The sequence below is a fragment of the Paenibacillus motobuensis genome, from assembly GCF_039521865.1.
GTDB lineage: Bacteria > Bacillota > Bacilli > Paenibacillales > Paenibacillaceae > Fontibacillus > Fontibacillus motobuensis.
The window spans coordinates 88606-101004 of the sequence record NZ_BAAACX010000013.1 but is presented as its reverse complement, the minus strand read 5'-3'; the positions used below and the strand labels follow the sequence as shown (position 1 = coordinate 101004).

At 48.1% G+C, this 12399-nt stretch carries 11 protein-coding genes; 5 read left to right on the top strand and 6 right to left on the bottom strand.

Translation table 11 applies throughout. The features are described 5' to 3' along the window. Positions 1–52 precede the first annotated feature (52 nt). Genes nagA through ABD014_RS15135 form a run of 3 tightly spaced genes read right to left on the bottom strand, consistent with a single transcriptional unit; the run spans position 53 to position 2822 of the window. Entirely contained in the window at positions 53–1228 is a 1176-nt protein-coding gene (gene nagA / locus ABD014_RS15145; protein WP_343862540.1) for an N-acetylglucosamine-6-phosphate deacetylase, read from the bottom strand. Further along, positions 1228–1956: a glucosamine-6-phosphate deaminase gene (gene nagB, locus ABD014_RS15140; protein WP_343862538.1), complete on the bottom strand. Its 729-nt coding sequence runs from the start codon at positions 1954–1956 to the stop codon at positions 1228–1230. The genes nagA and nagB overlap by 1 nt, the downstream gene beginning before the upstream one ends. A gap of 2 nt (positions 1957–1958) precedes the next feature. Beyond that, positions 1959–2822: a MurR/RpiR family transcriptional regulator gene (locus ABD014_RS15135; RefSeq protein WP_343862536.1), complete on the bottom strand. Its 864-nt coding sequence runs from the start codon at positions 2820–2822 to the stop codon at positions 1959–1961. Positions 2823–3030: 208 nt separating this feature from the next. Here ABD014_RS15135 and ABD014_RS15130 point away from each other — a divergent pair, with 208 nt between their 5' ends. Both ABD014_RS15130 and ABD014_RS15125 read left to right on the top strand, forming a co-directional pair. After that, a complete protein-coding gene (locus ABD014_RS15130; protein ID WP_343862534.1) occupies positions 3031–3489 on the top strand; it encodes a MarR family winged helix-turn-helix transcriptional regulator in 459 nt (152 codons plus the stop codon). A gap of 305 nt (positions 3490–3794) precedes the next feature. Further along, positions 3795–4019 (top strand): helix-turn-helix domain-containing protein, encoded by a 225-nt coding sequence (locus ABD014_RS15125; RefSeq protein ID WP_009225122.1) that lies wholly within the window; start codon positions 3795–3797, stop codon positions 4017–4019. A 125-nt stretch (positions 4020–4144) separates the two neighbouring features. Here the strand turns inward: ABD014_RS15125 and ABD014_RS15120 are convergent, their stop codons facing one another. After that, positions 4145–6778: a cation-translocating P-type ATPase gene (locus ABD014_RS15120; protein ID WP_343862514.1), complete on the bottom strand. Its 2634-nt coding sequence runs from the start codon at positions 6776–6778 to the stop codon at positions 4145–4147. Between the two features lie 245 nt (positions 6779–7023). Further along, the gene (locus ABD014_RS15115) at positions 7024–8379 is read right to left on the bottom strand and encodes a dipeptidase (protein ID WP_343862512.1); all 1356 of its coding nucleotides are present in this window, start codon (positions 8377–8379) and stop codon (positions 7024–7026) included. Between the two features lie 210 nt (positions 8380–8589). On the opposite strand from ABD014_RS15115, the gene ABD014_RS15110 reads away from it, so the two are divergent. The 3 genes from ABD014_RS15110 (at position 8590) to ABD014_RS15100 (ending at position 11771) form a co-directional block, all read left to right on the top strand. Then, positions 8590–9837 carry a peptidyl-prolyl cis-trans isomerase gene (locus ABD014_RS15110; protein WP_343862509.1) on the top strand — a complete coding sequence of 416 codons (1248 nt, stop codon included), beginning with the start codon at positions 8590–8592 and terminating at the stop codon, positions 9835–9837. A 174-nt stretch (positions 9838–10011) separates the two neighbouring features. Beyond that, positions 10012–10764, top strand: coding sequence for a class I SAM-dependent methyltransferase (locus tag ABD014_RS15105; protein ID WP_343862506.1), 753 nt, complete (start codon positions 10012–10014; stop codon positions 10762–10764). Next, entirely contained in the window at positions 10761–11771 is a 1011-nt protein-coding gene (locus tag ABD014_RS15100) for an MBL fold metallo-hydrolase (protein WP_343862504.1), read from the top strand. The genes ABD014_RS15105 and ABD014_RS15100 overlap by 4 nt, the downstream gene beginning before the upstream one ends. 50 nt (positions 11772–11821) lie before the next feature. On the opposite strand, the gene ABD014_RS15095 is transcribed toward ABD014_RS15100, so the two are convergent. Continuing rightward, entirely contained in the window at positions 11822–12391 is a 570-nt protein-coding gene (locus tag ABD014_RS15095) for a phosphatidylglycerophosphatase A family protein (protein ID WP_343862501.1), read from the bottom strand. Between the last annotated feature and the right edge of the window lie 8 nt (positions 12392–12399).

The window sequence follows — 12399 nt, the reverse complement described above, 5'->3', positions numbered from 1 at the left end:
CGTAAATTAGAGGTTCCCTATAGTGTATAAGGAACCTCTAATTTACTTTTGGTTAATCCTGAAATTGACGGCCTTTGATCCAGATTTGCTGCAGTTCGAGATCATTGTCTACCAGCAGCAGGTCAGCTTGTTTGCCTGTCTCGATGGAGCCGGTGATATGGTCTATACGAAGTAATTTTGCCGGGTTTCCACTAGCCGCTTCAGAAGCTCTTTCGATGGACAGACCAACCTCCTGTACAAGATAACGGAAGCCGCGGATCATCGTAAGCGTACTGCCGGCAAGCGTTCCTTCGCTCTCCTTCAGAGTACATACATTATCCTTAACGACTACTGGCAGGTCGCCCAGCATGTAATCGCCATTCCCTAATCCAGCTGCTGACATTGCATCGGTAATCAGCAGTAGATTGTGATCTGTCTTCACACTGGCCAGCAATTTAATGGCAGCTTTGTGTACATGAATACCGTCAGCGATAATCTCTGCGCTGATCGCCGGGGTGCTCAGAATTGCTCCTGCTGTACCTGGTTTTCGATGATGAAGCGGAGTCATTGCATTGAACATATGAACCGAGTGGTTCAAGCCGACAGCTTGAGCAGACATAATGTCTTCATAGGTTGCGTCCGTATGACCTGCGGCAGCGGCAATTCCTTTCTTGCGCAAGAAACGGATGAGCTCATGTGAGCCTTCGCGCTCCGGTGCGAACGTGACTTGCTTGATCAATCCAGGATATTGCTCTTCCCATTGCTCGATCCAATCTTTATTTGGTGGGACAATATGGGCTGGGTTCTGGGCACCAGGCCATTTCGGGCTGATGAATGGTCCTTCCAGATGGACACCGCCGAGCTGAGCGTACGGCATATCATTCTCCATATAGCTCTGTACTTCAGCCAGTACTTCATCTAGAACGTCCTTCGGCATAGTCATCGTCGTGGCTAGCATTGTAGTTGTCCCTTGGCTCGCATGTAACTTGGTAATGGCGTCAATACCGGCTTTACTCGGCTTAGAGAAATCCTCCAGCATGCCGCCATGTACGTGGACATCAATAAATCCAGGCAGGATGTATTTTCCTGCTGCATCTACGGTTTCCAATTCAGCCGAATCCTGAGGGATGCCCGCAGTCGAGCCGACATAGGTAATAACTCCGTTCTCTACGGTAACAGCTCCGTCCTCGATGATGCCTTTAGGAGTAACGATGTTACCATTCACAATTTGAAAATTATAGTTGCTCATTATACAAGACTCCCTGCTTCTTGGTCTAGAATAACTACCACATTAGGATGTGTTTGCAAGAACGAGGCTGGACATTTCGTTGTAATCGGTCCTTTAAGTGCTTTGGCGACGATTTCCGCCTTATCTTTCCCTTTAGCCATCAACAAAATTTGCTTCGCCTTAAGAATCGAGCCGATGCCCATAGTTATGGCATGTGTCGGAACATCATCGATGGAATCGAAGAAACGTGCGTTAGCCTGGCGTGTACGCTCATCTAAGGTTACGATATGCGTCTGACCTTGCAGATCTTCATCAGGTTCATTGAATCCGATATGACCGTTATGACCAAGGCCAAGCAATTGCAGGTCAACCTGGCCTGCTTCGTCCAGCAGACGGTTGTATTCGTCCGCAGCTTGCTGTGCATTGCTGGAATTGCCGGAAGGAACGTGAGTGTTCTCCAACGGCATATCAATATGGTTGAACAGCTTCTCGTTCATGAAGCGTCTGTAGCTCTCCGGATGATCTTCAGGTAGCCCAATATATTCGTCCAGATTGTAGCTGCTAGCCAGCTTGAAGCTTACAACGCCTTCCTTGTACAGCTCGATCAATCTCTGGTACACGCCCACTGGCGTGCTACCTGTAGCCAAACCAAGCTTGACCCTCGGGTTGGTTTGTACCAGGCTCGCGATGATCCCTGCGCCTGTCTCATTAAACTGCTGCTCATTGTTAACTTTAATAATATTTATCATTATTAATAACCTCCTTGTCGTTTCCTATAGGTTTGAACATTCTGATAAGAATTTTCCAGCTTGGGAATGAAATCTTCAAATTCCATACTTACCATGCCTGTGAACAGAATATCGATGACGTGCAGCTGGGCGATGCGGGATGCCATATCGCCGCGCCGCATACCTTTCTCCAATGAAGAAGAGAATAAGGATATGTCGGCAAGAGAAGCGAGTTGATTATTTCCGTATTGGGTCAGTGAGACTGTGATGGCTCCGCTATCCTTAGCGCATCTGAGCGCATCGATGGTCTCAGGAGTCTCTCCCGAATAGGAGATAGCCAGTGCGACATCATCCTCCCCTAGTGTGGAAGCAGAAGTGATCTGCATATGCGAATCAGAGAAGGCGGTGCAGTTCTTGCCAATCCGGATTAACTTCTGGTAGAAATCCTGGGCGATGATGGACGATGTTGCAACACCATACAGATCGATTCTCTTTGCTCTGCACAGTATTTGCACAGCCCGCTCAAGCTCATTCATATCGAGCAGCCTCGTCGTATCCGTAATGGAGGCCAGATGATTGGCTTCGATCGCTTTGACGATTTCCTGCAAGTCATTGCCAGCCTTCAAATCCTGATATTGATTGGCCACCGTCTTCTGACCGAGTTCGCCAGCCAACTTCATTTTGAAATCGGGAAACCCCTTGAAATGGAATGTTTTACAAAACCGCGTTACGGTTGACGGGCTAATACTGCAAGCGTAAGCGAGTTCGGTAATACCGAGATGAATTACGGAGGAAGGGGCCTGCAAAATATATTCTCCAAGCCTGCGCTCTTGGGGAGGTAAATTGTCCAGATTACTGGAGAGCGCATGCAAGATTGGAGTGAGCATTGGAATCACCCTCTTTGATCATGAAAATTATTTTTGTGATTTTTATTAAATGTATGAAAATTATTTCGACTTCATCATAGTTTATTTTACCGATAAAATCAAGCGATTATAGCACACCAGGCCGGAAATTATGACACTTTCCTTGTATTTTCGACGCTCCCATAATACACTTGAAGCAGGCATTACGATTCGAAGAGGGGGAGTAACATTGGATTCGAATCTTGATGAATATGTAGAGCGGCTAATGACTGCATGGTCCAGGACTTTCAAGAAGATGCAGACCGAAATTATGCAGCACCGGGAGCTTGGATTAACAGGACCTCAGTTCCATATGCTTGCTCTGATTGCCCGAACTGATCCGTGCAATGTAAGTTATTTGGCTGACGCGCTGGAAGTTAAGCCTAGTGCGATTACTGTTATGGTTGACCGTCTCGTGCAGAGCGGATATGTTCAACGCCGTCATGATGAGCAGGACCGCAGATCGGTGCTTCTGTCGGTAACCGACAAAGGTGCCAAGGTATTCGCAGAGGCAGGAAGGAAGTCGAGAGAAGTGGTTCGAAGCTATCTTCAAGAGTTGGAGCCCCATGAGCTGGAGGTTCTGATCCAGGTTGTTGAGAAGCTAGGAGCTGCTGGACATTCTGATGTACCTGTATGCAAAATGAAGTAATTTTCATGTAAATAAAAAACCGCCTTTGACTGAGTCGTCAAAGAGCGGTTTTTTATTTGTCCAAATTACGAGTCAGAGTCGGTTCCAGGTGAGTCTGTACGCTTGCGACTAGTGAGCTGCCAGATAATGAAGAGCAGAAGATCAGCAAGGACCTGAGTTGAACTATAGAATAGACACGATCTGGAAATAAAGCGCCTATTTTACTTCCTTACGGCACCAATAATCCGATCTCTTCATAAAATGGTGTTGACTGTATCCCTTAACCTTGTAAACCATAAAACCCGAGCAAGGAGGGGTGACGCATTTTGAAAAGTAGCGATCGAAACAGCAAATTTCTGTTAACTCATCGTGAACGGGAAGTTTTCGAACTCCTCGTGCAGGATAAAACGACCCGCGACATTGCCGGCCAATTATTCATCAGCGAGAAGACCGTCCGGAACCATATTTCCAATGTCATGCAAAAGCTTAATGTCAAGGGTCGCGCGCAGGCGGTTGTTGAGCTGATCAAGCTTGGGGAGCTAAAAATCTGACGGTTTTACCAAGGGCGCAGAGAACATGGACCTTCTTTTTCCTCCGATAGCGGGAAGAAAGGGGAGGTTTTTTGTTTGTTTTATCTTAGTTTTATAGTACTTAAGCAAATCGTACGTAATATCGCTTATCTGATGAGAGTGCCGCGCCCCATTCGTATGAACATCTTGATAACCTCGTTAATGATGAGCGGGATCAAGGCTAAGCCAATGACTACTCCCCAATCTACGAGGGATAGGTTGTGTACTTTGAATGCCGCCGCCAGGAATGGAATGCTGATCGAAGCAAACTGGAGAACCAGACCCGCAATAACCGCGCCGACCAGAAGCTTGTTAGAGAACAAGCCGACCTGGAAAATCGATTTGGTGTCGCTTCGTTTGGAAAAAGAGTAAAACAGCTGCGATGCGGCAAGAACGACGAAGGCCATCGTCCGAGCATACGTCATCGCCTCTTCGGAGATATTCGCCGAGTTCAGGCTAAAGCCATGCTCTCTTAATCCCAGGTAAAAGGCAACTAAAGTTAAGGATCCGATCAGAACACCGCCAAGGATGGCCCGGAATGCGGCACCACCGGCGAAAAAGCTTTCCTTGGGATCTCTCGGCTTCCGCTTCATCACATCCTTTTCCCCCGGATCCACACCTAGCGCAATAGCCGGCAGCGTATCTGTTACCAGGTTGACCCAGAGAATCTGGGTAGCCAATAGCGGCAGTGGCCAGAAGAACAAGATTGATGCCAGGATCGCAACAACCTCGCCGAAATTACAGGACAAGAGGAAGGTGACGGTCTTACGGATGTTCGAGTAGATATTTCGTCCTTCTCGAATCGCATGCACAATGGTGGTGAAATTATCATCGGTTAGGATCATGTCGCTGGCGCCCTTCGACACGTCGGTGCCTGTGATTCCCATGGCTACGCCGATGTCAGCGTTCTTTAAGGAAGGAGCATCATTTACCCCATCACCGGTCATCGATACCGTATTTCCTTGCGCTTTGTACGCTTTCACGATCTTCACTTTGTGCTCAGGCGAGACGCGGGCAAATACTCGAATGTTCTTGATTTTTTGCGCAAAAACCTCGTCGGAGAGCTCGTCAATTTCTGCACCCGTCATGCTCTGGCCAATTGAATCGGCAATGCCGAGCTCCTTGGCGATGGCTACAGCTGTGTTCCGATGGTCGCCCGTAATCATCACAGCAGTAATCCCGGCTGACTTCGCTTCTCGAATGGAATCCTTCACTTCAAGTCTCGGCGGGTCAATCATGCCGACGAAGCCCAGAATCGTTAAATCCTGCTCCATCTCATCTGGCGATAGAAGCTGCTCGGTGTCTTTGAATGCTGCGCCTAGCACTCTCAAGGCATCATCCGACATTCCCTCGGCCGCCTTCAAATATTGCTGCTTCAGTTCCTTGGTTAAGGGAACAACTTCCCCGCCTACAATGGCAGAGGTTGAAATATTCAGCAATTGATCGATGGCCCCTTTTGTATGAACGCGGTAGCCCGTTCTTGTCTTGTTTAATGTGGACATGAGCTTACGGTCGGAGTCGAAAGGCTTTTCCGAGACTCTTTTGTACTCGGCCTCCAACGATTTCTTCATAATATTATTCTGTTCGCCGTAAATGACGAGGGCAACCTCGGTCGGATCTCCCGTGCTTTCCCCATTCTCATGCGTGGCATCGGAGCAGAGCACGAATGATTTAATTAACTCCACCGGAGGTTCGTCACCTAGAGGAGTAGCGGTGTAGTACTTCACGACCGTCATTTTGTTTTGGGTCAGTGTACCTGTTTTGTCAGAACAAATAATATTGACGGAGCCCAGCGTCTCCACAGCAGGAAGCTTCTTCACGATAGCATTGATTCTGGACATTCTGGTCACGCCTAGTGCGAGAACAATCGCAACAATCGCCGGAAGGCCTTCCGGAATCGCTGCCACAGCCAAGCTGATGGCCGTCAGGAATAACTCAAATATATCCCGCTTCTGAATAAGACCAATAACAAAGATCAGAACACAGATGCCTATGGCGATGAAGCCAAGTGTCTTGCCGAGCTCTTCGAGCTTCTTCTGCAACGGGGTCAGATCATGGATGTCCTCATCCAGAATTGTCGCAATTTTCCCCATTTCTGTGTTCATCCCCGTAGCTACGGCAATGCCTTCCCCCCTTCCATAGGTCACGAGGGTAGACATGAAGGCCATGTTGGACATATCCCCAATCGGAGTTTTAGGATCTTCGTGCAGAGAATCAGCATCTTTATCCGAAGGCACGGACTCCCCGGTCAAAGCGGATTCCTCAATCTGCAAGTTGGCGCTCTCGAGCAGTCTGAGATCAGCCGGTATGTATCGACCCGCATCCAGTATAACAATGTCCCCGGGAACGATGTCCTCGGAATTGATCTCCTTCACCTCTCCTTGACGGCGAACGAGCGACTTGGGCGTAGTCATTTGCTGAAGTGCCTCAATAGCCTTCTCCGCCTTATGCTCCTGGAATACGCCGATCAGTGCATTGAGCAGAACAACAGCCAGAATAATGATTGCATCCACATATTCCCCTACGATAAGGGTAACTACCGCTGCACCCAAGAGCACGTAAATGAGCATATCCTTTAACTGGGCCAGAAACAGAGCGATCATGCTTTTTTTCGGCTTGCCCTTTAGTTTGTTCGGCCCGTGCTGCTCCAGCCTCGCGCGTACTTCTTCCTCTGAAAGCCCAACCGCCGGATCAATTTGCAGCTCCTTAAGCACTTCTTCCTGTGATTTCGAATGCCACATCCAATAGACACCTCTTATTCTTGATAAAATGCATGTTCGTGTTATCTATATTGTAACCTCATCGATCAGAAGTAATCGATTGGATTATTACTATATACGATGCAGCACGCAAAATGAACTCAAAATCAATTCAGCTTATATCAGCTTATATTGGAGGCTTTGCGAAACAAAGAAGCTGTCCATATCGACAGCTTCCTTGGTAACAGCGTTGAGTAGTTATACGCTCATAGTATTATTTATCTTTATTACAGGGATTTGAGATATTCAACGATGGTCAGCAGACCTTTGTCGAAATTTTCAAGGTTGAAGTGCTCGTTCGGCGCATGCAGGTTCTCGTCAGGAAGTCCGAAGCCCATCATGACGGCTGGAGCTTCAAGAACACGGGACAAGGTCTCTACGATCGGGATCGAGCCACCGTCCTTGGTGAACAAAGCGCGCACCCCATACACCTTCTCATAAGCGTCGGCAGCCTTTTGCAGCATTGGAATTTCAGGATCGATGTTGAAGGCGTGAGCTTTCTCCATTTGCTTCACGACCAGCTTGGCGCCAGGTTGTACGCGCTGCTGCAGGTGAGCATCAATCTTATCGAGAATATCCTGCGGATCCTGATCGCCAACTAGACGGCAAGTAATCTTGGCATGAGCTTCCTTCGGAATAACGGTCTTGCTGCCTTCACCTTGGAAACCGCCATATACACCGTTCAGTTCCAAGGTTGGACGGACGCCGGTACGTTCTGCGAAACTGTAGCCTTCTTCACCATACAGTGTCTCCAGGCCAAGGCTCGCTGCAAGTTTGCTCTCATCCAATCCACGCTTGGAGATTTCCTCTCTTAATTCAGCAGGCAACTCAGGCGTGCCTTTATAGAAGCCTTCCACAGCTACGCGTCCTTTGTCATCATGCAGAGAAGCGAGCAAATCCACGAGCGCATGCAGCGCATTAGGAACCCCGCCGCCAAATGTACCGGAGTGCAGATCCGTATTTGCTGTATGCACGCTAACTTCCAGGGAGCAAAGGCCACGAAGTCCAGTGCAGATCGCTGGCTTGCCAGGCTCAAGCAGTGAAGTATCGGAGATGACAACGACGTCTGCCGCCAGTTTATCCTGATTTTTCTCTAGGAAAATAGGTAGATTCGGGCTGCCAACCTCTTCTTCACCTTCGATGCAGAATTTAATATTTACAGGAAGCTCTTTCTCTTGCTTCAGGATCGCTTCTACAGCTTTGATATGTAGGAACATTTGTCCTTTGTCATCTGTAGCGCCGCGGGCGTATAGCTTGCCGTCACGGATCGAAGGTTCGAATGGCGGCGTATCCCACAGATTGAGCGGGTCTACAGGTTGCACGTCATAGTGCCCGTATACGAGTACAGTTGGTTTTCCTGGGGCATGCAAATATTCGCCAGTTACGATAGGATGTCCAGCCGTAGGGTTAACCTCTACATTCTCCATTCCCGCTTGACGGAGCGAGGCCGCAATCCATTCAGCCGCCTTCTGTACATCACCTTTATGGTCAGACAGTGCCGAGATGCTAGGAATTTTCAACAGTTCCGTCAGTTCATCCAGATGAATCTGGCGGTTATTTTGGAAATAATTTTGATAATCCATTTTGTCAGTTCCTCCCGAACATGTTTTCCTTACCATTTTACTACTTTTTGAGCCAGAACAGAAATGATAGCTCTGTCTTACTTATTGATTGTTCACAAAAAGCAAACAAAAAAACAATATTTTATAATTCTTTAAGGTTAAAAACGGACAAATCTGTTAAAGTCATAGAAGTGAAAGAGTTTCCAATTGAAGAAGGGAGTCACAAGCTGAATGGAAGACAAAGAGAAAGATCTTGAGCTAACAGGCAAGCAGGAGGACACGGCAGGCGAACCGGAGAATGGTCACGAGGATCCGGCCGGACAAGCTGTTCCTGATAGCGAGGAAGCAAACTATACAACAGAGTCTAATGCTTCGGCAGAGACTACAGAGAATAATCAGACAGATATAGAAGAACAACCGCAAGCTGAGAACGAAGGTAAAGCGGCGGAAGAAAATGAAGTGAAGGAAGAGCTAGCTAGTGACAGTGATGAGGTGAAGCCTGCCGAGCATTACAGCTGGAATCCGTCCCAAGAACCTGCGAGTGGCGGGAATTCAGGATCCAAGGTCTGGCCAATCGTATCGCTGGTGCTTGCCGTATTGCTGATCATCGTCCTCATTAAGCCGCCATTTGCCAGCAAAAAGGCTGAAGCGATCGCTACCGTCAATGGAGTTGAAATTTCCAAAGATACCCTGTTTGATGAATTGGCCTCTTCTGGAGGTGGAGAAGCAGCGCTCGACAACCTCATTAACCGTGAACTGGTGAACCAGGAAGCGAAGAAGGCTAACATTCAGATTAACGCTACTGATATTGATAAAGAAATTGAAACTTACAAAGAGTCCTTCGGTTCAGAAGATGCATTCAATCAAGCGCTAGCTTCTTCCGGTATGACACTAGATGAGTTTAAAGAGCGTCTTGATATGCAGCTCAAGCTGACGAAGCTGCTCGAGCCGAAAATTAATGTTACGGACGAACAAGTCAAAGAAACATTTGATCAGTACAAGGAATCCTTCAATACGCCGGAGGAAGTCCGTCTATCGGTTATTCTTGTAGAAACAGAGGATGAAGCGAAGAGCATCATCAAGGAATTGAACGGTGGAGCAGATTTCGCTGAACTGGCGAAGAGCAAATCGTTGGATACCGCTACGAAGAATAGCGGAGGTGACACCGGATTCTTCGGTAAAGGCGAGAATGGTGAAGAAGCTGTTGAAGAGGCTGCTTTTAAATTAGCCAAGGATGAGATCAGCGCACCGATCAAGACTGCTAATGGATACCAAGTCATCAAGTTGACAGATCGTAAAGAAGCGCATACGGCTACTCTTGAAGAGAAAAAGGATGAGATTCGCAAGGGTCTAGTCTCCCAACAAGTATCGCAAATGTCTTCATCGTGGCTAGAGGAAGTACGTGGCAAGGCGAAAATTACAAATAAGCTTGCCGACAGCACAGATACAGCTGACACAGATAACACAGCCGCAAAGTAAGAGTATTAGATCATCAGAGGGGCATATTCATTATGTCCCCTCTGTTTTTTTTGCATATCATGTGGCTCTTATAATGGCTAGCTCTCGCTTGAGTTCTAGACAAGATCCGGTACAATGGAGGGAAAACAAAGACCAGTGTTGGAATGGAGATGCTAGAGAGGAGAAAAGACAGAAATGGCAGAATGGTATGAACAGAGCTTCGGTGAGGATTACTTGCTCGTATACAAGCATCGCGATTTTCAGGGTGCAAAGCGTGAAGTACATAAAATGATCTCTTGGCTTGGGCTACCCATCGGTGCCAAAATTCTGGACCTCTGCTGTGGAGTGGGACGTCATGCTATGGCGCTTGAAGAAGCGGGATATGAAGTGACCGGCGTTGATTTATCCGAGGTTCTGCTACGGGAAGCAAGGAGAAATGATCCTGACCAACGGGTTACCTGGATGCATGCAGACATGCGGAATTTGCCGTTATCAGGAGGCTTTGACGCGGTCGTTAACTTGTTCACTTCGTTTGGTTATTTCGATCAAGATTCCGAGAATATTAAGGTGTTAAAGGAAGTGCGGAGAATGCTGAAGCCGGGAGGACAATTTATTATAGATTTCCTGAACCCCGAGTATACGAAGGCGCATCTGGTTTCTGAATCGGAACGAACCTATGATGGCCAGCTTATTAAAGAGCGTCGCGTAATTGAGGACGGATACGTCAAAAAAAGAATCGAGATTATCGATCAAACAGGTACCGTGGATAAAGGGACAGAGCCCAGACATTATTTGGAGAGAATCAAACTCTATTCCCGGGAGGACTTTACGGCAATGCTGGAGGAAGCCGGCTTGGGGCTGAAGGAGATATATGGCAGCTATGATGAGGATTCCTTCGATCCGCTGGCCTCGCCTAGGATGATCATGGTGGGGGATGTATCATCATGAATTCACAGATTGAAGTATGGGGAGATTACAGCCTCACTCGTATCCCCATTCCGATGGCTCCTCCGCTGCGCTACGTCAACAGCTATGTCCTCCATGGCGATGAGGGCGTAACGATCATTGATCCTGGACCGCATACTCAGGAGGGGGAAGCTGCATGGGAAGCTATTCAGCGGGAATTGAAGCTTGCGCCGCAGGATATCTGCTCGATCGTAATAACCCATCACCATCCGGATCATTATGGACTGGCCGGTTATTTGCAGCAGTGGAGTAGGGCTCCTGTCTACATGTCACATCGTGCGCATGAAGAGACGCTGCGAATGTGGGGGCCTGATAGTACAATGAATAAGGCTCTGCCGGAATTGTATAAGGCTCATGGAATGCCATCAGAATGGATTAGGCAGCTCCCGACACATATGGAGAGCTTCATACCTCAGGTCAGTCCATCTGCAGAAGTTACATATATTCATGAAGGGGACGAGCTTATCATGGGCGGGCAGAGATGGCGGGCCATCGAGAGTGCTGGGCATGCGCCGGGACATCTGTCCTTCTATGATGTTCGGCGAGGCTTGATGCTGTGCGGAGATGCAGTTTTACCGCAGATCTCTCCGAATGTAAGCCTGATGCCTGGGAGTGACCCACAGCCGTTGGAGTCATTCATAAGTTCACTAAGGAAGCTGGGAAAATATGAAGTCGCTCTAGCTTTTCCAGGGCATCGCCGCCCGTTTACACACTTTACCGAACGGACCGTTATGTTGATTAGACATCATGAGGAACGGCTTGATGCTGTACAGGCGATGCTGGCGAAGCAGCCTATGAGCGGATTTGCGGTATGCAGCGCATTATTCGGAACTGAGCTAGGGATCCATCAGATGCGATTCGCCATGTCAGAGGCGCTTGCTCATCTGATTGAACTGGTAAGACGAGGATATGTTGTACAGATTCCCGTTGATCGTGTGCGTGATGATTCATACGGGGCATGTGAGACATATTTATTTGCCGAAAAATAAACGAGGCTGCTTGTGAAATCAACAGATTCCACGAGCGGCCTCTTATTTTCTTATTTGTGGTCCTCTTCAATGAATTCCTCGCCATTATCACGCTCTCGTTCCGCTTGCTTGCGGTGGGCAATACGACTGCTGGCGGAAGCGGCGATGGCGCCGACGATATCGTCCAGGAAGGTATTGACCGGACCAAGGGATTTATCGTTCAGCCGCTCTAGAACCCCCGGCTTCAGCTTATCGACATAGCCATAATTGGTGAAGCCGATGCTGCCATAGACGTTGACGATGGAGAAGGCTAGTATCTCGTCCACTCCATACAGCCCCTCATCATTGGAGATCATATCCTGGAGCTCGGGAATCAAGGCTCCCTGTTCAGCAAGAATATCCAGTTGAATGCCTGTCAGCACCGCGTTCTGAACCTCTCTCTTGGTCAGCACCTGCTCAACATTATGGATACATTCCTCCATCGTTAGATTCGGATAGTATTGCTGTTGGAGGAATAAGACCAATTCGGCAATCTCCTCCATCGTGACACCGCGTTTATGCAGCCAGGCTTTGGTGGCGTCAGCGACTTTTTTACTGTTAAGACTATAAGGCGTTTTTGCTTTTGGTTGTTCCAAGTCCATCACCTCTA

Bases quoted from the DNA above. Each gene is read 5' to 3' on its own strand.
- ABD014_RS15120 (WP_343862514.1), bottom strand. From the start codon at position 6,778: ATGTGGCATTCGAAATCACAGGAAGAAGTGCTTAAGGAGCTGCAAATT.
- ABD014_RS15105 (WP_343862506.1), top strand. From the start codon at position 10,012: ATGGCAGAATGGTATGAACAGAGCTTCGGTGAGGATTACTTGCTCGTA.
- ABD014_RS15100 (WP_343862504.1), top strand. From the start codon at position 10,761: ATGAATTCACAGATTGAAGTATGGGGAGATTACAGCCTCACTCGTATC.
- nagA (WP_343862540.1), bottom strand. From the start codon at position 1,228: ATGAGCAACTATAATTTTCAAATTGTGAATGGTAACATCGTTACTCCT.
- ABD014_RS15110 (WP_343862509.1), top strand. From the start codon at position 8,590: ATGGAAGACAAAGAGAAAGATCTTGAGCTAACAGGCAAGCAGGAGGAC.
- nagB (WP_343862538.1), bottom strand. From the start codon at position 1,956: ATGATAAATATTATTAAAGTTAACAATGAGCAGCAGTTTAATGAGACA.
- ABD014_RS15095 (WP_343862501.1), bottom strand. From the start codon at position 12,391: ATGGACTTGGAACAACCAAAAGCAAAAACGCCTTATAGTCTTAACAGT.
- ABD014_RS15135 (WP_343862536.1), bottom strand. From the start codon at position 2,822: ATGCTCACTCCAATCTTGCATGCGCTCTCCAGTAATCTGGACAATTTA.
- ABD014_RS15115 (WP_343862512.1), bottom strand. From the start codon at position 8,379: ATGGATTATCAAAATTATTTCCAAAATAACCGCCAGATTCATCTGGAT.